19 protein-coding genes, 1 tRNA gene and 1 pseudogene are annotated in these 24,205 nt (G+C 68.8%); 11 read left to right on the top strand and 10 right to left on the bottom strand.

Going from position 1 to position 24,205, the window contains the following annotated elements; translation table 11 throughout:
• Positions 1 to 251 precede the first annotated feature (251 nt).
• A tRNA-OTHER gene (locus tag ACZ32T_RS35040) sits at positions 252 to 336 on the bottom strand.
• Between the two features lie 340 nt (positions 337 to 676).
• Between ACZ32T_RS35040 and ACZ32T_RS35035 the strand changes: the two are divergent.
• Positions 677 to 2,612 (top strand): annotated as a pseudogene (locus ACZ32T_RS35035) (helicase associated domain-containing protein).
• A 90-nt stretch (positions 2,613 to 2,702) separates the two neighbouring features.
• Here the strand turns inward: ACZ32T_RS35035 and ACZ32T_RS35030 are convergent.
• The 7 genes from ACZ32T_RS35030 to ACZ32T_RS35000 form a co-directional block, all read right to left on the bottom strand.
• Positions 2,703 to 2,939: a hypothetical protein gene (locus ACZ32T_RS35030; protein WP_467371445.1), complete on the bottom strand. Its 237-nt coding sequence runs from the start codon at positions 2,937 to 2,939 to the stop codon at positions 2,703 to 2,705.
• 155 nt (positions 2,940 to 3,094) lie between these two features.
• Complete coding sequence (locus ACZ32T_RS35025; protein WP_467371442.1) at positions 3,095 to 3,313, bottom strand: hypothetical protein; 219 nt, start codon at positions 3,311 to 3,313, stop codon at positions 3,095 to 3,097.
• A 72-nt stretch (positions 3,314 to 3,385) separates the two neighbouring features.
• Complete coding sequence (locus ACZ32T_RS35020; protein WP_467371440.1) at positions 3,386 to 3,982, bottom strand: dihydrofolate reductase family protein; 597 nt, start codon at positions 3,980 to 3,982, stop codon at positions 3,386 to 3,388.
• A 275-nt stretch (positions 3,983 to 4,257) separates the two neighbouring features.
• Positions 4,258 to 5,895, bottom strand: coding sequence for an MFS transporter (locus ACZ32T_RS35015; protein ID WP_467272996.1), 1,638 nt, complete (start codon positions 5,893 to 5,895; stop codon positions 4,258 to 4,260).
• Positions 5,896 to 6,223: 328 nt separating this feature from the next.
• Positions 6,224 to 6,919 (bottom strand): DUF2306 domain-containing protein, encoded by a 696-nt coding sequence (locus ACZ32T_RS35010; protein ID WP_467272995.1) that lies wholly within the window; start codon positions 6,917 to 6,919, stop codon positions 6,224 to 6,226.
• A gap of 278 nt (positions 6,920 to 7,197) precedes the next feature.
• On the bottom strand, positions 7,198 to 8,433 hold the full coding sequence (locus ACZ32T_RS35005) for an acyltransferase family protein (protein WP_467371436.1): 1,236 nt from the start codon (positions 8,431 to 8,433) through the stop codon (positions 7,198 to 7,200).
• A 324-nt stretch (positions 8,434 to 8,757) separates the two neighbouring features.
• Complete coding sequence (locus ACZ32T_RS35000) at positions 8,758 to 10,149, bottom strand: FAD-binding oxidoreductase (protein ID WP_467272993.1); 1,392 nt, start codon at positions 10,147 to 10,149, stop codon at positions 8,758 to 8,760.
• 408 nt (positions 10,150 to 10,557) lie between these two features.
• Here ACZ32T_RS35000 and ACZ32T_RS34995 point away from each other — a divergent pair, with 408 nt between their 5' ends.
• The gene (locus ACZ32T_RS34995) at positions 10,558 to 11,985 is read left to right on the top strand and encodes a nucleotide sugar dehydrogenase (protein WP_467371434.1); all 1,428 of its coding nucleotides are present in this window, start codon (positions 10,558 to 10,560) and stop codon (positions 11,983 to 11,985) included.
• A gap of 47 nt (positions 11,986 to 12,032) precedes the next feature.
• Here the strand turns inward: ACZ32T_RS34995 and ACZ32T_RS34990 are convergent, their stop codons facing one another.
• A complete protein-coding gene (locus ACZ32T_RS34990) occupies positions 12,033 to 13,040 on the bottom strand; it encodes an NAD-dependent epimerase/dehydratase family protein (protein ID WP_467272991.1) in 1,008 nt (335 codons plus the stop codon).
• Positions 13,041 to 13,354: 314 nt separating this feature from the next.
• Between ACZ32T_RS34990 and ACZ32T_RS34985 the strand changes: the two genes are divergently transcribed.
• The 9 genes from ACZ32T_RS34985 to ACZ32T_RS34945 all read left to right on the top strand — a co-directional run bounded on the left by ACZ32T_RS34985 (position 13,355) and on the right by ACZ32T_RS34945 (position 23,661).
• Positions 13,355 to 14,749 (top strand): NDP-hexose 2,3-dehydratase family protein, encoded by a 1,395-nt coding sequence (locus tag ACZ32T_RS34985; protein ID WP_467371432.1) that lies wholly within the window; start codon positions 13,355 to 13,357, stop codon positions 14,747 to 14,749.
• A gap of 202 nt (positions 14,750 to 14,951) precedes the next feature.
• Positions 14,952 to 16,061, top strand: a complete 1,110-nt coding sequence (locus ACZ32T_RS34980) for a DegT/DnrJ/EryC1/StrS family aminotransferase (protein ID WP_467371430.1) — start codon at positions 14,952 to 14,954, stop codon at positions 16,059 to 16,061.
• 70 nt (positions 16,062 to 16,131) lie between these two features.
• Positions 16,132 to 17,424, top strand: a complete 1,293-nt coding sequence (locus ACZ32T_RS34975; protein ID WP_467272988.1) for a nucleotide disphospho-sugar-binding domain-containing protein — start codon at positions 16,132 to 16,134, stop codon at positions 17,422 to 17,424.
• A gap of 19 nt (positions 17,425 to 17,443) precedes the next feature.
• Positions 17,444 to 18,682, top strand: coding sequence for a class I SAM-dependent methyltransferase (locus ACZ32T_RS34970; RefSeq protein WP_467272987.1), 1,239 nt, complete (start codon positions 17,444 to 17,446; stop codon positions 18,680 to 18,682).
• A 157-nt stretch (positions 18,683 to 18,839) separates the two neighbouring features.
• Positions 18,840 to 20,060: a methyltransferase domain-containing protein gene (locus ACZ32T_RS34965; RefSeq protein ID WP_467371428.1), complete on the top strand. Its 1,221-nt coding sequence runs from the start codon at positions 18,840 to 18,842 to the stop codon at positions 20,058 to 20,060.
• Positions 20,061 to 20,115: 55 nt separating this feature from the next.
• On the top strand, positions 20,116 to 20,988 hold the full coding sequence (gene rfbA / locus ACZ32T_RS34960) for a glucose-1-phosphate thymidylyltransferase RfbA (protein ID WP_467371426.1): 873 nt from the start codon (positions 20,116 to 20,118) through the stop codon (positions 20,986 to 20,988).
• Between the two features lie 133 nt (positions 20,989 to 21,121).
• The gene (locus tag ACZ32T_RS34955; RefSeq protein WP_467272984.1) at positions 21,122 to 21,394 is read left to right on the top strand and encodes a phosphopantetheine-binding protein; all 273 of its coding nucleotides are present in this window, start codon (positions 21,122 to 21,124) and stop codon (positions 21,392 to 21,394) included.
• 62 nt (positions 21,395 to 21,456) lie between these two features.
• Positions 21,457 to 22,320, top strand: a complete 864-nt coding sequence (locus ACZ32T_RS34950) for a phytanoyl-CoA dioxygenase family protein (RefSeq protein ID WP_467272983.1) — start codon at positions 21,457 to 21,459, stop codon at positions 22,318 to 22,320.
• A gap of 93 nt (positions 22,321 to 22,413) precedes the next feature.
• Positions 22,414 to 23,661: a cytochrome P450 family protein gene (locus ACZ32T_RS34945; protein WP_467272982.1), complete on the top strand. Its 1,248-nt coding sequence runs from the start codon at positions 22,414 to 22,416 to the stop codon at positions 23,659 to 23,661.
• 85 nt (positions 23,662 to 23,746) lie between these two features.
• Here the strand turns inward: ACZ32T_RS34945 and ACZ32T_RS34940 are convergent, their stop codons facing one another.
• Positions 23,747 to 24,181, bottom strand: a complete 435-nt coding sequence (locus ACZ32T_RS34940) for an SgcJ/EcaC family oxidoreductase (protein WP_467272981.1) — start codon at positions 24,179 to 24,181, stop codon at positions 23,747 to 23,749.
• Between the last annotated feature and the right edge of the window lie 24 nt (positions 24,182 to 24,205).

Below are 24,205 nucleotides of genomic sequence, written 5' to 3'. Positions count from 1 at the left end.
GAAGGGCGTGAGCGGCCGGGCAGGACGTTGACGCCTGCCGGACCGCCGGCTGTCGGCCCGGAGCTCCGCAACGGGCCGGAGAAGAAGGCCAGCGCGCCCTCGCTTCGCGCCACCGAGACCACCGAACACGAGGCGGGCGGACGGCCTGGTGGCCTCGCTGGAGGCCGGGGCGCAGTGTCTGGTGGTGGAGCCGGACGGATTCGCACCGGCCGCGTGGGACGAGGGCGTGCTGGTCGTAAGCCAGGCAGGGTTGGCCAGCACCCGGATTCGAACCGGGGTTTCCGCATCGGGTCGAACCCGAGTGCGGTGTCCTGGGCCGCTAGACGACGCGTGGCCGGCCACAGCGTACCCGCACTCCGGCCGACGACGCCTCTCCTTTTGCAGGTGGTGCTCCATTCATACACTCGCACACCACGGCACGGCGCCGGGTGCTGGAGGCGTTGGGTGAGGCCGGCGGTCTGTGCACCGCGCGACATGGAACGCGGACGGGGACGTCGTCGTCTGCACGCTCGATGCCAGGCACTACGGCCTGGACGACAAGCCGCCCTCCAAGGATGGAAAGCCGAGCGGATGACATAAGGCGGATACGTCGATCTGGGACAACTCGGGCGCGGATTCCATTCCGCACGCGGCCCTCTGAACCACCACACGCATTAACCGCTCGGGGAGGCACGGAATGTCAGCGATTCGGCTCAAGGAACACCAGGTAGATCAGCGCTCCGCGTGCGGGAAGTGGGCGGGATTCCGTGCAAGGTCATCTGTGCCCCCACAGGGTGCCCGGGGCACGATCGTGTCAGCGACCGGTTCGGGTAAGACGATCACGGCCCGCTGCGTGCGCGCTGGAGAGCTTCGCGGACGGCCGGATCCTCGTCACCGTCCCCACCCTGGACCTGCTCACCCAGACTGCCCAGGCGTGGCGGGCGGTGGGCCACCGGGCACCGATGGTCGCAGTGTGCTCGCTGGAGAACGACGCGGTGCTGAACGAGCTGGGCGTGCACACCACCACGAACCCGATCCAGCTCGCTCTGTGGGCCGGGCACGGGCCGGTCGTCGTGTTCGCCACGTACGCCTCTCTCGTGGACCGCGAGGACATCGACGCTCCCGTTGCCAGCGGGAGGTTCGCGGGCCGTTGGAGGCCGCTCTGGCGGGCGCACGGAACCGCTGGTGATCTTGGCCGTCCGTGGGCGGCGATCCATGGCAACGCCCGGACCCCGGCGGACTTCCGGCTCTACCTCACGGCGACCCCGCGCATCCTCGCCGCGGCCAGCCCGCAGAGGGGCGCCGGCGGCCAGGAGGCGGAGATCGCGAGCATGGCCGACGCCCCGGAGGGCACGTACGGCGCGTGGCTCGCTGGGTTCGAGATGTCCTTGAGATCCGCGACCCCTCCCCCGTCCTCGGGAAGTCCAAGGAAGCAGCGCTCCTGGAGCACGCCGCCGCGTACAACCTCCGTACGGTGATGACATTCCACCAGAAGGTCAAGGAAGCCCGCGCGTTCGCGGACAAGCTCGCGGAGACCGCTGCCGAGCTGTACGTCAACGACGCCTCCGACGCCGACCTGGCCGCCGGGTGCACCGGGCCTTCCTCGCCAGCGTTCGCGTATCACCGGCGAGCGGGGAGTCGACTCGATCTGTTTCGCGGAGACCCGCGGCTCGCAGGTGGAGATCGTGCAGAACATCGGCCGGGCGCTGAGGCTCAACAAGGACGGCTCCACCAGGCCGCCCGCATCATCGTGCCGGTGTTCCTGGAGCCCGGCGAGAACCCCGCCGACATGGTCGCCAGCGCCTCGTTTCGCCCCCTTGTGGCCGTACTCCAGGGCTTGCGTTCGCATGGCGAACGTCTCCGTCGAGCAGCTCGCTTCCCGCGCGCTGACGAGCGGGAGGCGCAAGGTCCACGTCCGGCGGGACGATAACGGGCAGATCGTCGGGGCCGACGGCGAGGATGACAGCTACGGCGAGGACCAGGGGCACCACCACACCCAGGTGCTCCACTTCTCCACCCCGCGCGACGCCGCCACCATCGCAGCCTTCCTCCGCACCCGCGTCTACCGGCCCGAGTACCTGGTCTGGCTGAGGGCTGCCAAGCCCTCACCCGCTAGCGGAAAGAGAACGAGATCACCGGCCTCCACGCCGTGCGGCTACGACGTCGAAATCGGAACGACGAAGGCGTTTCCGCGCGGCTGGGACTGCCCCTGGCGCTGAACTGGCAACGGCACTACCGCGTCCTCGCCGACCTGGTCAACGCTGACGGCCACCTGCCCACCATCGCACCCGGGGTGCTGTTCGACGGCGATGACGTCGGACGGTGGCAGGAGCGGCAACACGAGGCGCACACCTGGGCGCAGCTATCCCCCGAGCAGCAGGAACGACTGACCGAACTGTGCGTCCAGCCCGCCGGGCCCCCCTTCCCCACCCAGGCGGCCACGCATACGACGAAGGGGCCGAGCAAGGCGCAGGCGGCGTTCCGACGCGGCCTCGCCGAGCTCGCACAGTGGGTCGAGCGAGAAGGCGCCCACCGCCCCGTCCCGCCGGCTCTCGAATACCAAGAGCCGGCGGGACAAACTCACCGCCGACCAGCTCGCCACCCTCGCAAAGCTGGGTATGCACTTGGCGTGACACGTGACTGCCGCCAGGACTGTGCCCGGCTCCCACCGCTGACCGCGGTCGCATTCTGCTCCGGCCGATCCGATCAAGCGCGGGAACCCGTCACCAGCAGATTGCACAGGGCCAGCCAGCGAGTCGCCCGAACACGTCCTCGAAGCGATTGCAGGCCTCGCTGTCGACCTGCTCGAAGCACCCTTCCCGGTCGCGGGTGAGCTGGTGCGCGGGCCCCATATGGTCGAAGTCTCGGCGTGCCACCTGCTTGCGGCGGACGACACCGATCCGCATGAGGACCGCAGTGGGACTGCCCGGGACAAGCAGACCCGACTCGTTCACCACCACGTTCGTAGCCTTGCGGCAGAGCGCAGAGGCAATCCATGGCAACAAGCAGGTCCCCGATCTCCGCAGGTCCCGGGCAACCCATCGATCTGGCCGATAAAGGTGAGGGTCGACCTCCTCGACGTCAGCGGCCTTCACGGCGCTGACGGCCCCGGCGGTCACCCGGCAGTCACCGCCCCGACGACGATCAGGTAGTCGGACCATCCGCACGAGGAAGACGAAGCCGCTGCCGCCTTCCACTGCCAGTAGCGCCCGGGCCCTCCAGGAAGAAGGCGCTGGACATCGAAGCACCCCTGGGCGGCTGCCACCTGCACGATCGTCCTGGCGTCGGCCGACGAGCTGACCGGTGCGATGATTACTCCGGAGGTGAGATCCATGACGGGGCCCGGTCGTGGATGGCGCGCAACCTTCGACCACGCGAACTCACCCCCCTGAACGAGCGCCCAGGCCTACACCTCGAGGACCGGCCGGTAAGTGCACACCTGAGCGCCCTTGCCGTTGGTGACCGCCGAGACCAGTTCGAGCCTGTTCATGACACCATCGCCGGGGAAAATCGTCTTGCCACCGCCGAGGATCACCGGCATGAGCATGAGCACCAGCTCGTCGGCCAGACCCTCACGCAGGAGAGTGCGCGCGAGCATGGGACTGCCCATCATCACCAGATCGCCGCCGTCGGTCCCGCGCAGTTCGCGGATACGGTCGACTGCGTCCTTCCCGGGGATGCGGACGGTGTGGGACCAGGACAGCTCGTCATCCCGCAGAGTCTCGGACACCACGTACTTCGGGAGAGAGTTCATCCGGTCAGCGAACGCGTCACCCGCCCGCTCGGGCCACGCCGCGGCCATCGCCTGCCACGTACGTCGCCCGTACAGGAGCGCATCGGCTTTGGCCAGCGTGCTGCTGTAGGCGCCGCCCACCACCTCGGGGTCGAAGAACGTGTGCGACCACCCGCCGTGGGAGAAACCGCCGTCCATATCCTCGTCGGGGCCGCCCGGCGCCTGCACGACGCCGTCCAGGCTCATGAACTCAACGATCACGATGCGCATGGTTCGCTCATTTCCTCGCTCCGGGTGTACGCACAGGAAGACTGCCGTACCGCCTGAATATCATCGCGACAGCCCGGTCGCGTCGCTGCGAGGTGGAGCGTGTGTCGTGCACCAGCGTGATCACGGCACAAGGAACGGGACCGTACAGAGGTCCGGCAGGCCGCCCCCGCACGCCAGGAGCACGACCTGCACGGGAAGGCACGGTGTGGCGCCGCCTTCTCCCGCGCAGATCGTGATCCCGGTGTGCGTCGGCCGTGCAGCCGTTGTCCAGTGGCTCAGGTCCGTACCGTTTGCTGCTCGTTCCGGTCCGGCTCGGCCGTTACTGTTCCAGCCGCCGCGTCCGTGTTCTCGGGCTCCGCGGCTGCGGGTCCGGTCGTCTCGGGATCCGACTGGGGGGTGGGCGGCATGTGGCGGAACCACCGCCACGCACACACCGCCAGCGCAACGAACAAGACACAGGCCAGCGCACCCACCAGATTGAGCCCGGAAGTGAACGCCCCGCGGGCGGAACTGACCAGCTCACCCGCCGCCGGCTCGGACGAGTTCCGGGCCACGGCGAGAGCGTTCGCGATGCTTTCCCGGGCGGACGCTGCCGCTTCGGCCGGCAGGCCGTCGGGGATCGTGAGCTGATCGCGGTAGACGAAGGTACCGATGCTGCCCAGGATGGCGATGCCGGCCGCGACACCGAACTCACCGCTGGTCTCCGAGAGCGCCGACGCCGAGCCGGACTTCTCCGGAGGAGCCGCGCCCAGGAGCATGGCGTAGCCCAGTGCCACCGCCGGGCCGAGACCCGCGTTGATCAGGATCGAGCCGATCACGACCATCAGCAGGCTGTCGTCGCTGGGGACCTGGGCGAGCACCGCGTAGCCCGCCGCCGAGACCAGCAGTCCGGCCGCCATGAGGTAGGCGGGGCGGAACTTCTGGGACAGCCCGGTGCTCACGCCGATGGCGACGAGCGTGGCGATCGCGCCAGGCACGAGCCAGAGGCCCGTGGTCAGCGGCGAGAGCCCTTCGACCATCTGGAGCTGAAGGTTGACCAGCAGCAGGCTGCCACCCGTGATGGTGCCAACCATCAGGCCCAGCACCAGGGCGCCGCGGTAGACGCGGATCTTGAACAGGGCGAGGTCCAGCAGCGGGTCGGTCAGCTGGCGCTGCCGCCGGACGAACAGCACGCCGAAGAGCACGCCGGCGGCGACGGCCACGAGCGGCATCGGTGCCCAGCCGCGGGCGAGTTCCTTGAGTCCGTAGATGAACGGGAGGATGGTCATCAGGGAGAGCCCGACGCTGATCAGGTCCAGGCGTCCGGCCTCGGAATTGCGGTACTCCGGCAGCAGGACCGGCCCGGCGATCAGCAGCAGCACCATGACCGGGACGGCCAGCAGCAGTACCGATCCCCACCAGAACGACGACAGCATGGCGCCGCCGATGACCGGGCCGAGCACGCCGCCCCCGACGAAGCAGCTGGTCCACACCGCGATCGCGGAGGCGCGCTCCTTCGGGTTCTGGAACATGTTGGTGATCAGCGCCAGCGTCGACGGTGCGAGGGTCGCTCCGGCGATACCCAGCAGCGCGCGGGCAGCGATCAGCATTTCCGGGCTGGTGGAGTACGCCGCAACCACCGAGGCAACTCCGAAGAGGGCCCCTCCGATCAGCAGCAGTTTGCGGCGGCCCACGCGGTCGCCGAGGGTTCCCATGGTGACGAGGAGCCCGGCCAGCATGAATCCGTAGATGTCCAGGATCCACAACTGTTCACTGCTGCTCGGCTGGAGGTCCTGGGCGAGGTGCGGGAGTGCCAGGTACAGCACGGTCATGTCCACCGACAGCAGTAGCGCCGGCAGGACGAGAACCGTCAGTCCCAGCCATTCCCGGCGTCCTGCCTTGGCCGTCGGTGCATTCTCGGTGCTCGTTTGCATCGAGGATCCTTCCTTGATGTGGGTCGGGACGCAGCCGCACGCGACAGTGGTGTGCCTGCGACGGTGCGTTCTCGGGCCGGAAGGCTTCCCTTGTGCCGAGCGGCGTGAGGAAGCCTTCCGTCGGGGGTCGGTATCGCGTGCGACGACCTTGGAGGAGACGGTGGCCACACCGCCGGTCTTCGTGTTCGCAGAGAAGTGTTCGCGTCGAGGACCGTGAGCGCGTCCTGAGCCATGAGGCTCTCCTTTCCTCCAGATGTCACCTGGCCGGGGGTTCTCCGGCAGGGCTACGGACAAGCCGGGCGCGGCGTGCGATGCCCGCGTCCCCCGGTCAGCGCACCGGCCGGCCGGCCGTGCGGTTGAGCCACCACTGCACCAACATCAGGTTGACGATCCAGCCGACCCAGCGGGCCGCTTCCAGGAGGTAGTTGGGGTCCAGTTGCAGGCCCAGCCATCCGCTGACCAGGACGATGGAGGAGCCCCAGAAGTTGTTCATCACCATCGCGAAGGCGTACAGCATGAATCGGCGGTGCTCGGCGTAGCGGCGCTGCCGGATTCTGATGTATCCCATGACGGTGAAGGCCATCCACAGCACCGTCGCGACGGTGACGCCGAGCTTGCCCACGGGCGGGGCGAAGGGAACGATCACCAGCCCGAGCACTCCGGCGAGCATGGTGGTGGTCACGTACAGTCGGCCGCCCCAGCGGTGCACCGCCGGGTGTCGGCGGCGCAGCCAGGGCCATGCCTGGAAGATCGAGGTGAGCAGGGCGACGGTGGCGACCGCGATGTGCGTCATCAGCGTCGGGTAGTACAGGGGGAAGCCTTCGTGCGGCATCAGCGGTGCCGTCTGCCGGTCCAGGTACGGCATCGAGGTGTACGCGATGTAGCTGACGGAGAGCACGAACAGGGGGGCGATCCACGGCCGTCGCCACCACGGGCGCGAGGTGGCGGGGGCGGGCTTCTCTGGGCGAGGTGGCGCCGGGGGCGGGCTCACCGGCGCCTGGGGTCTTGCGAGGTTCTGGGCCACGGTCGTTCCTTACGTCAAGGCGGGCCGGGATCTCGCAGCCGCAGATCCCGCAACCGGTTTCGGAGGGCGCAGGTCGGACCGTGCAGACAGCGCCGTGTCCCGAATCAGCGTCACACCGCTGGATTCGCACCGGCAACTCTCAGGTTGCTGTCCTTGCACCGGGGGGCGTATCCGGGACCGTTGGTCCGGCCGACACTCAGGTGGGCGGGGTACTGATCGCCGTCGGGGAGGGGAGGCCGGTTCGGTGCCGGCCTCCCCCTCCCGGCCGGCGGGCTCCGTCAGCGGGCTCCGACGGGAGTTTCGGTGGTGGTGCCGGAGGTGGCCGGGGCCTGGCCGGTGAGGGTGGGCGGCATCGGGCCGGCCGGCGGCGGGCCCGGCCGGCGGTTGCGTGGCTGAGCTCCGAAGCGGCGCATCATCGGCTGTTCCACGGTGGTGAACAACAGCCACGACAGCGCCAGTGCTATGCCGGCCATCAGCACGATCATGGCGATCGAGAACGGTGTGCTGCCCGGTTCGGTGGTGCCGATCCAGTGACTGCCGAGGACGAGCACCTGCATGTGCACCAGGTAGAACGCGTACGACAGGTTGCCAAGGCGCACCATCGGACCGCTGGAGAGCAGGGTCGTCCGCTGCCGGTTGAGGTCGGAGACGGCACCGGCGGAGATCAGCAGGGCCAGCGGCACGACCATCACCCCCACCATCCTGAAGGTGGGCGGGAACATCGGGCCGATGGCGTACGCCGTGACCGAGAGCGCCGCCGCGCCGCCGAAGCTCAGCGGTATCCGGCGTCCGGTCAGCACGATCCGGGCCAGCAGCATGCCGAGTATGAACTCCAGCATGCGCACGGGCGGGAAGTGGAAAAGGATCCAGAACTGCTCCGGGCTCAGGCCGAGGAACGGCATGAGTTCCTTGTGCGGCAGCAGGTTCGCGGCCAGCAGCGGCACGACCAGGGCGATCACCGCCAGCAGGCCGATCGTCCACGCCCACAACCGTTCCGGTCGGATGCGGCCGACCAGCCGTATCAGCACCGGGAAGCAGAGGTAGAACAGCAGCTCGGCGGAGAGCGACCACGACACCGAGTTGAACGCGATCCGGACATCGAGCTGCGGGAACCATGCCTGGAGCAGCAGTGCGTTGACGAGTGCCTTGCGCTCGTCGAAGACCTGGTCCAGCACGGTGACCATGAGAACCGCGGTGACGAGGAGGATCAGCACGTGGTTCGGGAAGACGCGGACCAGCCGGCGGCGCCAGAACGTGCCGGTGCGGTCCGCGGGGCGTGCCACCCAGGTCAGGACGAAGCCGCTGAGCATGAAGAAGAAGCTCATGCCGGCCCACCCGCCCATGGTGACCAGGTCCGTGTAGCGCTGTCCCACACCGGGCGAGGCGAACAGCACGTAGTTGGTTGCGTGGAAGAGGAAGATCAGTACCGCGACGAAGAACCGCAGGCTCGTCAGCGATGGCAGCAACGGCGGCCGGCTGACGGCCGTACCGTCCCGGGTGGTCGATGGCGTCAAGACACACCTTCTTGAGGAGCGGGGAGGGATACGGCCACGGCAGGGCATCCATGACGCCGGACCTGGCCGGGAATGGATGTGATAGTGCGCCCCGGTAGCTGAACGCGCACCTTCCAACGTGCGGTGTCGCGGGGCGGGCGGAGCCGTGAAACGGCCCGTCGGGCCATGGTGTGTGATCCGGCCCCCGGGCCACAGGCTGCCGGAATGACAGCAGCACGCGGCCGCCGCCGGTGGGGCGGCAGCCGCGTGCTGTCCGGCGGGGGAACCGGCCGGTGGCGCGCTTCCGTCAGATGAGACAGGGAGCGGGCGGGGGCAACGTTCCCGTCACTGCCCGGCGGGCGGGATGTTGCTGTTCTGGCGGAACAGGTTGGTGGGGTCGTAGGTGCGCTTGATGGCTCGCAGCCGCTCCCAGGTCGCCTTCGGGTACGCCTCCTCGATGCGTGCCTTGCTGTCGTCGGCCAGGAAGTTGACGTACACACCCGGCACGCCGTTCTGGAGCTCCTTGGTGAGCTCCTCTGCCCAGCGGGTGTGGGTGTCGGCCTCGGCGGGGTCCATGTACATGGCCGCCAGGTTGACCATCACCTTGCGGTCGCGGTGGGCGAAGGCGGTCGCGTCCTTCGAGATCCGGGCCATGGCGCCGCCGAGCACGCGCAGCTGGACGGCGGGCACGGTGGCCGTCGATGTCCTGATCCGCTCCAGGATCGTCGCGGCGACGCGGGTGTCGAGGCTGTCCACGAACAGGTTACGGGCCGCGGCGACCGGGTGCGCGTCCTCGTCCTCGGGCGGGTAGACACCGGGGTAGGGCATCGGCGCGATCATGTCGGCGATAGGCGTGTCCAGGGCCCGGAAAGGAGCGATGGCCTGCTCGGCCGCTTCGCCCTCGCCCGCGTAGACCATCATGGCCATGACGACCGGACCGCCGTGGAACTCCTCGGGGACGAACGGCAGCAGCGCCGCCGGCATGATGTTGATGATGCTGGTCAGCTCGTCCGGGGCCTGCTGGGAAAGCTCGACGAAGCCCGCGACGACCTCAGGAGTACCCGGCAGAACCAACAGGCCACCCAGGACCGTGGTCAGCTCGTGCATCCGGAACTTCATCCGGGTCACCACACCGAAGTTACCGCCGCCGCCGCGGATCGCCCAGAACAGGTCGGGTTCATGCTCGGCGTCGACCCGGTGCAGCTCCCCGTCCGCTGTGACCACTTCGGCGGCCAGCAGATCATCGATGGTGAGTCCGTACTTACGGACCAGATAGCCGATACCGCCACCGACGGTGATACCACCGAGGCCGACACTGCCGGTATCCCCGAAGCCCGTGACGAGACCGTGCTCGGCGGCGGCGTTGGTGAAATCACCGGCGGTCAGGCCGCTCTCGACCCACGCGGTACGGGTCCCGGTGTCGATCTGGAGGTCGCGCATCGAGGACACGTCGAGCACGATGCCCCCCTCGGTGAGACAGAACATGCTGTGCCCGCCGCACTTGACCGCGAGAGGAACTCCGGTGTCGCGGGCCAGCCTGACGACCTGTGCCACGTCGTCCGCACCGGCCGGACGCACGATCACGGCCGGCTGCTGGTCCATGCCGCCCAGGTAGGCCGTGCGGGCCTTGTCGTAGCCGTCGTCTCCGGGTTCGAGCACCTGGCCGCTGACCGTGGCGCGCAACTGCGCGACCGGCACGATGCCCTGCTCGATGACCGCGTTGCTCTTTTCCACCATGGAAGGTCTCCTCATGTCTTGCGGGGGCTGGGTCGCCAGGGCGCGATCGGCCCCGTACGGATGGGTCACCGGGAAACGGACGGGCACAGGGGTGCCGGTCGAGCAGCCGGGGCACATGCCGATGAGGCGGTGATACGGGCACCGGCACTGGCACTGGCACTGGCACTGGCACCGACGGATGTGTTCACGTCGTGATCGGGAAGTGCGGGCATCAGAGACTCTCGTAGGGGCACGTGGCTACGTTCATCATCGTGTGGGCGAGGGGTGCGACGCATCTTCTGGATTGCTGTGCTCCGGCCACTTCTCCGTTGCTGCATTCCGGGCGACGGCAAACCAGGAGATGCCGGTCGTGGGTGGCGGTGTGAACCATCGACATGGGTCCACACCGTCTCAGAATGGAGCTGCACGATGCGCTTTCTCTCCGACCATGACGACCTCACCGTGGCGGTAGTCGGTTTCGGGTACGTGGGTTCCTGCATCGCGGCGACCCTGGCCGAGAACGGATTCGACGTCATCGGGATCGACACCGATCCTCTCCTGGTCAAGGAGCTGGACCGGCGGGAGTGCCGGTTCAATGAGCACGGTCTCGCCCGAATGCTGTTCTCAGGACTGGATTCGGGGCGTCTGCGGATGACGACCGACCCGGCACAGGCGGGTGCCGCCGATGTCGTACTGATCACCGTCGGCACGCCGGTGCGCGACGACGGCTCATTGGAGGACGGTCAACTACGAGCAGCCGCGTTGGAGTTGAGTGCCCATCTGCGTCCCGGTCAGTTGGTCGTCCTGAAGTCCACGGTGCCGCCCGGCACCACGCGCGATCTGCTCGCTCCGTTGCTGGAGACGCATGGCCTGGTGGCGGGCGAGGATTTCGGGCTGGCCTTCACGCCGGAGCGGCTCGCTGAGGGAACGGCGTTGCGGGAGCTGTGTACCTTCCCGATCGTGGCCGGTGGGCTGACTCCGGAGTGCGCGGCGTCGGCCGGTGCGTTGTGGCAGCGCACGCTGGGGGTGGAGATCGTGCCGATGGACACCCTGGAGGCCGCCGAGATCGTCAAGCTGGCCGACAACTGGTGGATCGATCTGAACATCGCTCTGGCCAACGAGCTGGCCAAGCTGTGCGCGCTCTACGGTGCGGACGTGCTCGACGTCATCGGCGCCGCGAACACCATTCCCAAGGGCGGCGGCAACGTGAACATCCTGCTGCCCAGCATCGGGGTCGGCGGGTCGTGCCTGACCAAGGACCCGTGGATGGTGTGGCACACCGCCGACGAGCGCGGCGTACGTATCCAGACCGCCGCGGCGGGCCGGCAGGTCAACGCCGGGATGCCGGACTACACCGCTGAGCTGGTCCTCGACGAGCTGGCCGCGCTCGGCAAGGACCCGGCGGTCTCCACGGTGGCCGTGCTGGGCCTGGCGTTCAAGAACGACACCGGTGACCTGCGTGCCACGCCCACGCTCGGAGTGGTCGAGAGGCTGAGGGCGAACGGGGTCACCGTTCGTCTCTACGACCCGCTGGTGAACCGGGGAGCGGCGGCGGAGCTGTTCGGCACGGAGCTGGAGACCTCTCTCGACGACACGGTGCGGGGCGCCGACTGTGTCGCGGTGCTCGCGCTGCACCGCGACTTCCTCGGCATCGACTTCGCCGCCCTGCCCGTCGCCGAACCGTGCCTGCTGCTCGACGGCCGCGCCTACTACCCGAAGGACACGATCGCCGGGCTGCGCGAGGCGGGGTACGTCTACCGGGGCATCGGCCGCGGTGACACCCCGGTGGCCGCACGGGCGACGTACCGGCCGGTCCCGGCCGGTACGGAGAACGTCCGCTACCTGAAGGCGAGCTGACGGGCAGGCGGGCCGCCACCGGCCCCCGCGCGCGGGGGCCGGCCGGCTCAGTCCGTGGGGCCGGGCCTGGCCGCGGGCGTCGCGCCGCTGTCGGGCAGGCTGAGCCACCAGGGGTTCTCGCGCGCCCATTCGATGGTCCTGGCGAGTCCTTCGCGCAGGTCGGTGGTGTACTTCCAGCCCAGGGTGCGGCTGATCTTGGTGGTGTCGGGGACACGCCTTCGCAGGTCCTGGTACCGGTCACCGAGCCTGTCGTGGGTCTCGACCGGCACGGTCGTTCCGATACCGGTGAGCTCGCCGAGCAGGCTGCTCAGCTCGGTGACGGTCGTCTCCACGGAGCTGCCGACGTTGAAGCATTCCCCGAGGGCGCTTTCCTGGGTGCCGGCGGCGATGGTGGCGTCGACGGCGTCCTGGACGTAGGTGAAGCAGCGGGTCTGGCCGCCGTCGTCGTAGACGACCGGCGGGTGGCCGTTCAGCGCCCGGTGGATGCTGCGGCTGACGACGAACGCCGGTCGCTGGCGCGGACCGTAGACGTTGAAGTAGCGCACCACGGACATCTTCAGGCCCCGGTCACGGGCGTAGGCGAAGGCCAGGTGTTCGGCCAGCGCCTTGCTCGACGAGTAGCACCAGCGGTCAACGCCGGTGCTGCCCAGGACCCGGTCGTCGTCCTCGCTCCAGGGGACCGCCGGGTTCTTTCCGAACACCTCGCTGGTGCTGGCCACCACGACCCGCGCGCCGGCCCGGGAGGCCAGGTCCAGCACGTTGCGGGTGCCCAGGAAGTTGATCTCGATGACGTCGAGGGGGCGGTCCAGGTAGCGGTCGACGCCGACGACGGCGGCGAGGTGGTAGACGGTGTCCACACCCTCGTCGATGACCTCGGCAAGCTGTGCCGTCTCCCGGATGTCGCCGGTGACGTAGTGCACCGAGGGCGAGGACCGCTGGTCGGCCGGCGGCGTACCGCCGTCGAAGACGACGACCTCCTCGCCCCGCCGGACCAGTTCATCGACCAGATGGCTGCCCAGGAACCCGCACCCTCCGGTGACCACGACGCGACCCATGACCGCTACCTCCCGATCCCGGTGGGGACCGCCGCCGCGGCCGGTCCGACACCGCTCGTTCCGACGGCCGCAGCCGCGGCGTTCCCCTGGCACGACACACGTCCTGGCAGGGAACCGGATGAGACAAGACCCGATAGTGAATTCATGGAAATCACTCTCCGGACCGGCACCCTCGCACCGCATCTCCTGGTATGCCCTGAGCTCCCGGCCTTCGCCGCAAGGCAGGAGATGCGGCGGAATTCCCCTCCGTACGACGATGGCCGGAACTCACGACCGCAAGGAGCGCCGATGCCCGCCCACCGTGTCAGCCCGATATGAGTACGCTCGTCGATCTCGCCGCCCGGCTCGCCGTCTCGGCGCGTGCTACCACGTCCCGGGTCAGCCCGGACGCCGACGCGTGGGTCGATGAGGAGAGAAAGAAGCCGTTCGAAAGCTCCCTGATCACGCTGGACGAACTGACCGGCCCGGACGGCTGGTTCTTCGATTCCGACACCGGGAACCTGAAACATCGCAGCGGCCGGTTCTTCACCGTGGAGGGTATGCATGTCCGGACGAACCACGGTCCTCTCCCGGAATGGTGGCAGCCCATTCTCGTCCAGCGGGATATCGCCATCCTCGGCGTCATAGCCAAGGAGTTCGACGGTGTACTGCATTTTCTTCTGCAGGCCAAGATGGAGCCCGGCAACGCCGGCCTGGTGCAGCTGTCACCCACGGTCCAGGCGACGCCGAGCAACTACACCCGGGTGCATCGCGGAAAGCGCACTCCTTACGTCGAGTACTTCACCGAGCCGGGCAGGGGGCGGGTCCTCGTCGACGCCCTCCAGTCGGAGCAGGGTGCCTGGTTCCACCTCAAACGGAACCGGAACATCGTCGTCGAGGTCACCGGCGACGTGCCCGTCCACGATTGCTACCGCTGGCTGACCCTGGGGCAGATCCGCCGGCTGCTCCAGCAGCCCAACGTCATCAGCATGGATACCCGGTCGGCCCTGGGATGCCTTCCGGTCGCGGCCCCGGCGGGCGGGCTGGACGGCCTTGACACGGCGGTCGGCGGCCATGGGCACTGCGTGGAGCCGGACGGCCTGCACACGATGACGGAGATCCTCAGCTGGTTCACCGGCCGCAAGAGTGACCACGAGCTGACCGCCCGCCTGGTCCCGATGAACTCCCTGGTGGGGTGGCGACGGGACGCCGAGAGGATCTCCCGCGAGGACGGCGGGAACTTCAGCATCGTCGGTGTCCGGGCCGATGCCCGCACCCGCGAGGTGCACAGCTGGCAGCAGCCACTGCTGGCGCCTCATGGTCTCGCCCTGGCCGGGCTGATGGTCCGCCACATCGGCGGGAAGCTGCATGCTCTGATCCGTGCCGAAATACTGCCGGGCAACCGGGACACGGCCGAGTTCGGTCCGACCGTGCGGTTCATGATGGACGACGACGCCAGTACCCCGGCGGACCGCCGCCCGGAATTCCTCGACCACATGCTGGCGGCGCGTGAGAACGTCCGCTACGACGTCGTACAGTCCGAGGAGGGAGGGCGTTTCTTCCATGCCGAGACCCGCTATCTCGTGGTGGAGGCCGACGACAGCTTCCCGCTCCAGGTGCCCCCGGATTTCGCCTGGATCTCGGTCGAGCAGCTGATGGCGCTCCAACGGCACAGCTATTACCTCGGTATCGAGGCAAGAACCCTCCTGTTCTGTCTCAACAGCCTGTGACCTGAAGGACTTCCCGAAAAGGGCGTGCGCGGTCCGTCACCGGCCGGGGCCGCAATCCAAGAGACGCTCTGCCGAGCCGTCCGCCGCGATACTGACAGCACTGTCACCGGCGGCGAGACGCCCTGCGATGTGATGTGCCGCCCGGCTGCGCGACGGAGCAGCAGAGAGCCGAGCCGGCCACCTAACGGACGAGAGGACACTGATGGCCATTCACGTATGGGATTACCTGCGGGAGTACGAAGCCGAGCGCACGGACATCCTCGACGCGGTCGAGACCGTGTTCAGCTCGGGGAAGCTCGTCTTCGGTGAGAGCGTGGGCAGCTTCGAGGAGGAGTTCGCCGCCTACCACGGAGCGGCGCACTGCGTCGGCGTCGACAACGGCACCAACGCTGTCAAGCTCGGTCTGCAGGCCCTGGGTGTCCGTCCCGGCGACGAGGTCATCACCGTCCCCAACACGGCGGCGCCGACCGTGCTGGCCATCGACGCGGTGGGCGCCACCCCCGTGTTCGTCGACGTGCTTCCCGACACCTACCTGATGGACACGGACCAGGTGGCCGACGCCATCACCGAGCGCACCTCGTGCCTGCTGCCGGTCCACCTCTACGGCCAGTGCGTCGACCTCGACCCGCTCCAGGGGCTGGCCGAGCGCCACGGCCTGAAGATCCTCGAGGACTGCGCGCAGGCACACGGGGCTCGCCGCAACGGCCGGATGGCGGGGACCACCGGTGACGCGGGCGCCTTCTCCTTCTACCCGACCAAGGTCCTCGGCGCGTACGGCGACGCCGGTGCCGTCATCACCTCCGACGACACCGCCGAGCGGGACCTGCGCCGGCTGCGGTACTACGGCATGGAGGACCGCTACTACGTGGAGCGCACTCCTGGGCACAACGCGCGGATCGACACGGTGCAGGCCGAGATCCTGCGCCGCAAGCTGCGCCGCCTGGACGACTACATCGCCGCCCGCCGTGCCGTCGCCCGGCGCTACGCCGAAGGGCTCTCCGACACCGACCTCGTCCTGCCGCAGGTGGCCGCGGGCAACGACCACGTCTTCTACGTGTACGTCGTGCGCCACCCCCGGCGGGACGCCATCCTCGAGGCCCTGCGTGAGTTCGGCTTCGAGTTCAACGTCAGTTACCGGTGGCCGGTGCACACGATGAACGGGTTCGCGCATCTGGGCCACTCCACCGGTGACTTCCCCGTGACGGAGGCCGCGGCGGACGAGATCTTCTCGCTGCCGATGTACCCCTCGCTTCCCGAGGACCTCCAGGACCGGGTCATCACGGTTCTCCGCGACACCCTCAAGCGTGTCTGACGGCGGCGTGCCGAGCCGTTCGTGACGCCCGCTCGTGGCAGCTCTCCCATCTTCAGGCGGAAGGTCTCCTATGCGTATTCTCTTCGTCACCAACCCGTTCAGGGCGCATCTCTATGTGCAGGTGCCGCTGGCGTGGGCACTGCGGACCGCCGGCCATGAGGTGTGCATAGCCGGGCCGCCGGACATGGCCGAGGCCATCGCGCACACCGGGCTGAACGGCATTTCGGTGGGTGACGGTCTCTCCATCGAGGAGCGGATGGCTCAGGCCAAGCCGATCGAGGAACCTGAGGGCCCCTGTGACGCGCGGGGTGAGCGCGAGGGCACGTCGGTCCAGGGCGACTTCGGCTGGGGGGACCCTCACACCGAGTTGGAGGATCTCACCACGGGCGTGCGCGAGGTGTTCTTCCCGGACTCCACCTTCGACGACCTGGTCGGCTTCGCCCGGCAGTGGCGGCCCGACCTGGTGATCACGGACCCGACCGCGTTCCCCGGCGCGGTGGCCGCCCGGGTCGTCGGCGCGGCACATGCCCGGATGATGCTCAGCGTGGACCGGGTGGGTCAGCTGCGCGCGGCCTGCCGGGACCGGCTCGACTCGGACAGCGACCCGATGCGCGAGTGGCTGCAGCCGATCCTTCAGCGCTACGGCTGTACGTTCGACGAGTCGGTGGTGCTCGGGCAGTGGAGCATCTCCCCGATGCCGTCGTGGATCTGGCAGCCGGACGGTGTGCACTACCTGCCGATGCGGGCCGTGCCGTTCAACGGCCCCTCGGCCACGCCTCGGTGGGTGTACGAGGAGCCGGCCCGCAGGCGCATCGTCATCACGCAGGGCATCTCCCACCGTGACGCGACCATCGACGGGGTGTCGTCTTCGACCCGTGATCTGTTCGACGCGGTGGCCGGCCTCGACGCCGAGGTGATCGCGACCCTCAATGCCCAGCAGCTCGCCTCCGTGTCGGCGATACCGGACAACATCCGCACCGTCGACTTCGTCCCCTTCACCTCGCTGCTGCCCTCGTGCGCGGCGATCGTCCATGAAGGCGGTGTCGGGAGCTTCGCGACGGCGCTGGAGAACGCCGTCCCGCAGGTCATCGTTCCCAATGACTTCAAGGTCGAGAAATGGTGGGGTCCGGTGGCGATCGGCACGGGGCTCGAGAACCGCGGCGCCGGTGTGTACGCGGCCAATTCCAGCACGCTGACGGCCGAAGCGCTGCACAACGGTCTCAAGCGGGTTCTGGAAGACCCGTCCTATGCGGCGAACGCCGCACGGCTGCGCACCGAGGTGAGGGCGATGCCGAGCCCGAACGACATCGTGCCGGCCCTGGAGAACCTGACCGCCACATACCGCACATCGCGTCCTCGATGACCATCAAGTGGAAGGCATCATGAACATCACCGAGTGCACCGAGTGCCGCATCTGCGGCAGCCACGACCTGCTGCCGGTGCTCGACCTGGGAACTCAGGCGCTGACCGGCATCTTCCCCCGCCCCGGGGAGGTCGTGCCGACGGCCCCGCTGGAGCTCGTCAAATGTTCCCCGGACGGTTGCGGCCTGGTGCAGCTGCGGCACACCGCCGACCTGTCCCTGATGTACGGCGAACACTACGGCTACCGCTCGGGCATCCGCCCGTTCATGATCAACCATTTGCACGGCAAGGCCGCCCGGCTGGCCTCCATGGTCGGCCTCGGCCCAGGCGATCTGGTCCTCGACATCGGCGCGAACGACTCCACCCTGCTGCAGGGCTACGCGGCCGAAGGTCTCACCCGGGTGGGCATCGATCCCACGGGCGACAAGTGGCGCCAGTACTATCCCGAAGACATCGATCTCATCCCGGACTTCTTCTCCAAGGCGGCCTTCACCCGACGCTACGGCGACCGCAAGGCCAAGATCGTCACCTCGATCGCGATGTTCTACGACCTGCCCGACCCGACCGGGTTCATGGCCGACATCCGCGACATCCTCGACGACGACGGCGTGTGGATGGTCGAGATGAGCGACCTGGCCTCCATGATCGAGGCGCTGGCCTACGACGCGGTGTGCCAGGAGCACCTGGAGTACTACTCGCTGCGCCAGATCGAGTGGATGGCCGAAGAGGTCGGTCTCATCGTGTCCACGGCGGAGCTCACCGACGTCAACGGCGGCAGTCTCTGCCTCACGCTGGTCAAGGACTCCGGCCGGCACACGATCGACACCGCGTCCATCGAGCGGATCCGCGAACGGGAGGCGGCGCTCGAACTGGACAGCATGGCCACGTACGAGGAGTTCGCACGCCGGGTACGCGCGCACCGCGACGAACTGCGTGCCTTCCTCGACGCGTCGCGCAAGGCGGGCAAGCTCACGATCGGGTACGGGGCGTCGACCAAGGGCAACGTGGTTCTCCAGTACTGCGGGATCACCGCCGACGACCTGCCGTACATCGGCGAGGTCAGTGCGGAGAAGCACGGGGGCTTCACCCCCGGCACCGGCATTCCGATCATCTCGGAGGAGGACGCCAAAGCGCTTGGCCCCGACCAGTTGCTGGTGTTGCCGTGGGCTCACCGCGGCGGGTTCGTCGAGCGTGAGCAGGAGTACCTGGCGGCGGGCGGCACGCTGGTCTTCCCGCTGCCGGCCATCGAAGCGGTCTGATCCGGACGGTCACCGGCCGGCCGGTGGCGCCCCCGCGCGCGGGCGGTTCACGCACGTCGGAAGATGCGGTGCGGTCCGCGCGCCGGAGATGCTCGGCCACGAACCGAGGACGTGTTCACGAGCGGCCGGCAGCGGTCGGTGAAGAAGGGCTGAGCCAGTGATCGGATGCCGAATCTGCGGCGGTGTGGTCGAGGAGTTCCTGGACCTGGGGCTCCAGCCGCTGCCCGACGCGTTCCTGCGCCCCGGCGACGTCGGCGCGGAGTACTTCCACCGGCTGGCCGTCGGGCGCTGCGTGACCTGCACGGTGGTCCAGCTGACCGACGAAGTGCCTCGCGAGCAGGTGTTCCACCACGACTACCCGTACCGCTCCGCCCAGTCCGCGGCGATGCGGGAGCACTTCACCCGCACCGCCCTGGGCTTCGTCGACACCGAGCTGGCCGGGATACGGGACCCCTTCTTCGTCGAGATCGGCTGCAACGACGGGACTCTGCTGCGGACCGTCGCGGGGGCGGGAGTACGTCACCTCGGTTTCGAGCCCTCCGGCGGAGTGGCGGACGTCGCGCGGGGGCAGGGTGCGCGCGTACGCGAGGACTTCTTCGAGGAGGCGACCGCGGCCGCCGTCCGCGAGACCGACGGACCGGCCGACATCATCTACTCGTCGGACACCATCAGCCAGATCCCGTACACGGCCTCGCTGCTGCGCGGGGTGGACGCTCTGCTCAGTCCCGGCGGCATCTTCGTCTTCGACGATCCCTACCTGCGGGACATGGTGGAGAAGACCTCGTTCGACCAGATCTGCAACGAGCGCTTCTACCTGTTCTCGGTCCGTTCCGTGCGGGCCATGGCCGAACGGTTCGGGTTCGAGCTCGTGGACGCCGAGCGGCTGCCGATGTACGGCGGGGGCGCCCGCTACACGCTGGCCCGTGCCGGTGCCCGCCGGCCGTCGCCCTCGGTGGCCCGGCTGGTCGCCGAGGAGAATGCCCTGGGCCTGGCGGAGACCGAGGTGCTCCAGCGTTTCGCGTCCTCGGTGACCCGCATCCGCGAGGACCTCGTCGCGTTGCTGAGCTCCCTCCGGGAGAGTGGCAGGACCGTCGCCGGCTACGGAGCGACTGCCAAGAGCGCGACCGTCACCAACTTCTGCGGCATCGGGCCCGGCCTCGTCCCCTACGTGTGCGACTCGACCCCTGCCAAGCAGCACAGGCTGAGCCCGGGCATGCATATTCCGGTCACCCCGCCGGAGAGGTTCAGAGCTTCTCCGCCGGACTACGCGCTGCTCTTCGCCTGGAACCACGCCGAGGAGATCATGGCGAAGGAACAGCGGTTCCGCGAGGGCGGCGGCAAGTGGATCGTGTACGTGCCTGAGGTACGGGTGATCTGACCCCGCAAGGCCGCTTCCCCGGCCCCCGCCCACGAATCGACGAACGGACCGTCCGATGAAGGGAATCGTCCTCGCCGGTGGCAGCGGTTCGCGGCTGTTTCCGCTGACCTTGGCCACATGCAAGCAACTGCTCGCCGTCTACAACAAGCCGATGATCTACTACCCGCTCTCCGTGCTGATGCTGGCCGGGGTCCGGGACATCCTGGTCATCTCGACGCCGTCCGCGGTCCCTGCCATGCGGGCCCTGCTCGGCGACGGCTCGAAGCTCGGCCTCAACCTGTCGTACGCCGTCCAGGACGAGCCGCGCGGCATCGCCGACGCCTTCCTGATCGGTGCCGGCCACATCGGCGGCGACAGCTCCGCGCTGGTCCTGGGCGACAACGTCTTCCACGGTGCCGGTCTCCCCGGACTGCTGCGCCGCTCCCGGGCCGCACTGGACGGCTGCACCCTGTTCGGTCACCGCGTGTCCGACCCGGAGCGGTACGGCATCGGGGAGGTCGATTCCGGGGGCAGGCTGGTCTCCATCGAGGAGAAGCCGCCGCGTCCGCGTTCCGACAAGGCGATCACCGGCCTGTACCTCTACGACAACGAGGTCCTCGACATCGCCCGGGGCGTCGCCCCCTCGCCCCGCGGCGAGCTGGAGATCACCGATGTCAACCGCGAGTACCTCAAGCGCGGCCGGGTCCACATGGCCGAGCTGGACAGCGGCTGCACCTGGTTCGACTGCGGCACCCACGACTCGCTGATGGCCGCCGGCCAGTACGTGCAGTTCATCGAGGAGTACGAGGGCGGACGGGTGGGCTGCCTGGAGGAGATCGCGCTGCGGATGGGCTTCATCGACGCCGAGGCCTGCTATCGGCTCGGGGACGGAATGCGGCAGTCGGCCTACGGCCGGTACCTCACCGAGATCGCCGGCGCGCTGGACTGAGCCGCACGCCGCCGGACTGCGGGAACGCCCTCACGCGTCACCCCGGACGGCCCCGCAATCCAGGAGATGCCCCCTCCCCGGGCCGGGTGTGACGCTGCCACGGTGAACATCGGCCGGACGAGAAGGGTTACTCATGAGCGGCGATCTCGCTGAGAAGACGGGCCTCCTCCTGATCGAGGAGAAGGTGTCGGCCATCTGGAACGAGTTGCTCGGCGCCGAGGCCGCCCGGCAGGAGGACGCGACGTTCTTCGAGCTGAGCGGCGAGTCCATATCGGCGGTGCGGATGGTCGCGCGCGTCGAGGAGGACCTCGGCGTGCTGATCGAGGTCGGCGACATCTTCGAGGAGGACCCCACGCTGTCGTCGTTCATCGGCCTGGTCGCCGAACGCGCCGGCACCGGCGCGTAGGGGGGCCGGGTGGGAACCGGCGTGCACCGTAGGGATACCGAGCTGAGGAAGGTGAACCGGTGATGACGGGTCTGGTCCGGGTGGCGCCCGACGCCGATCCCGACGAGGTCGTGGAGATCCTGGAACGGGACGGGGGGGTGGTCGTCGAGGACTTCGCCGATCCTGCCGTACTCGAGGGGCTGTGGCACGACCTGGGCCCCGCTCTGGAGTCCCGGGCCTACGGGGACGACTGGTACAACGGCACCCGTACCCGGCGGGTGTCCTCTGTCTTCGCTCGCACGGACCGGCTGACGCCCGTGGTCACCCATCCGCTGTATCTGGAGGCCGCGCGCAGGATCATGCAGCAGCCGGTGCCGGTCTGGATCGGGCGCTCCCGGGTGGAGATGACGCCGAGCATCCAGATCAGTGGTACGCAGCTCATCCAGATCCACACCGGCCAGGGCAAGCAGCCGCTGCATCGCGACGACGCGCTGCATCTGCGCCGCCATCCCGGGCCCACCAGCCGGGTGCAGCTGATGCTGGCCATGAGCGACTTCACCGCCGACAACGGCGGCACCCTCGTCATTCCGGGCAGTCATCACTGGGACGACGAGCGGCCGCCTCACGCCGGGGAGGCGCTGCCGACCGAGATGCGCGCCGGGTCGGCCCTGATCTGGCTGGGCGGTGTGTACCACGGCGGTGGCAAGAACATCACGGACTCCCCGCGCACCGGTCTGACGATCGCTCTGGACCTGGGCAACCTGCGCCAGGAGGAGAACCAGTACCTGGCGGTGCCGAAGGAATCCGTCATGGCCTACCCGGAGGAGGTGCGGCGGCTCCTCGGCTACGACCGCTGCCCGCCGGGTCTGGGCTGGTACGAGATGAACGACCCGTATCTCGCTCTGGACGACGACGTGCCGGGGGCGCTCGGCTCCTCCGCCGCCTGACCGCGCCGCGGGACGCGGACCACGCCGGCCGGTGACTCCGGCCGGTCTCCTGTCATCGCATCCGTACCCTCCACCACTTCCCGGGAGAATGCCATGGAACAACGCTGCCCCGTCACCCTGGACACCACCGGCCGGGACCTTCACACCGAGGCCGCAGGGCTGCGCGCTCAGGGCCGCGCGGTACAGGTGGAGCTCCCCGGCGGAGTCGTCGCCTGGTCGATCAACGACTACGCGAGCGTACGCAAGGTGCTGACCGACCCGAAGGTCACCAAGAGTGCCCGCAATCACTGGCCCGCGTTCATCAGCGGCAAGATACCGCCGAACTGGGAGATGATCAGCTGGGTCGCGATGGACAACATGGTCACCGCGTACGGCAAGGACCACCTGCGGCTGCGCAGGCTGGTCGGCAAGGCGTTCTCGCCGCGGCGCACCGAGGCCGTCCGGCCGCGCGTCGTCGAGCTCACCGAGCAGTTGGTGGGTGCGCTGGAGAACGTGGGGCCGGGCGAGGTGGTGGATCTGCGGGAGCGGTTCGCCTATCCGCTGCCGGCGATGCTTGTCGCCGACCTCATCGGGATGTCGGAGAACGCCCGCGCCAAGACCGCGAAGGTCATCGACATGATGGTGGACACCACTGTCACCCCCGAGCAGGCCCGGTCCGTGCTACAGGACTGGCGCGGGGCGATGGAGGAACTGGTCGCCGAGAAGCGGGAGACGCCGGGTGAGGACATCACCAGCGACCTCATCGCCTCGCGTGACGAGGACGGCTCGCGGCTGTCCGAGGCCGAGCTGACCGACACCATCTTCGCGATCCTCGGTGCGGGCTCGGAGACCACGATCAACTTCTTCGACAACGCCATCACGGCCCTGCTCACCCATCCCGAGCAGCTCGAGCTCGTCACGTCGGGTGCCGCTTCGTGGGACGACGTCATCGAGGAGACGCTGCGTGTCGAGTCACCGCTGGCACACCTGCCGCTGCGCTACGCCGTCGAGGACATCGAGCTGGACGGGGTGACCATCCCGCAGGGTGACCCCATCCTCGTCAACTACAGCGCGGTCGGCCGTGACCCGGCGGTGCACGGCGAGAGCGCCTGCGCCTTCGACATCACGCGCGCCGACAAGGATCACCTGTCGTTCGGCGTCGGCCCGCACTACTGCCTGGGCGCGGGTGTGGCCAGGATGGTGGCGACGATCGGTCTGTCGACCCTGTTCGAACGGTTCCCCGACCTGTCGCTGGCCGTCGGCGAGGCGGAGCTGCAGCCGCTGCCGACGTTCATCATGAACGGCCACCGGGCCCTTCCGGTACGGCTGACGGCGCCGGTGCCCGCGGCGGCCGCCGCCTGACGCCCCGTACGCGCCGCGCCACGACCGCGCCCCCGGCTTCCTCGGAGAAGCCGGGGGCGCGGTCGTGGCGCGGGGTGCGGGCGGGTCAGGCGGCGTCGCGAGGGCTGTTCTGGTAGGCGGCGAGCAGCCACTCGCCGCTCTCCTTGCTGATGACCCAGGTGGAACGCACGGCGCGGGCGTCGGAGACCTCGGTCTCGCCCGGGCCGAGGATCCCTCCCTGGGTGATGACCAGGGCCACGTCGGGGCGGATGAAGTTCAGGGCCAGCGGCCGGCCGACGACCTGGGTGCCCTTGAAGGGGCCCTGGAAGGCGGCGGTCATGAACTCCCGGATCTCCTGCCGGCCGTTGCGGTAGGCACCCGGCAGGATCATGCTGCCCTCCGGGGTGAAGATCTCCGCGAAGGCGGCGGCGTCGTACGAGGCCCAGGCCGCGACGATACGCCCGGGGACGGCGACGACGGCCGCCCTGTCGGTCTCGGTGACGGTGACGTCGGTACTGATCGTGTCGGTGGTGACGGTCATGGTGCTCCCTTGTCGGTGGGCTGG

Source organism: Streptomyces sp. NPDC023573 (assembly GCF_055559735.1).
This window is presented reverse-complemented; position numbering and strand designations above follow the sequence as displayed.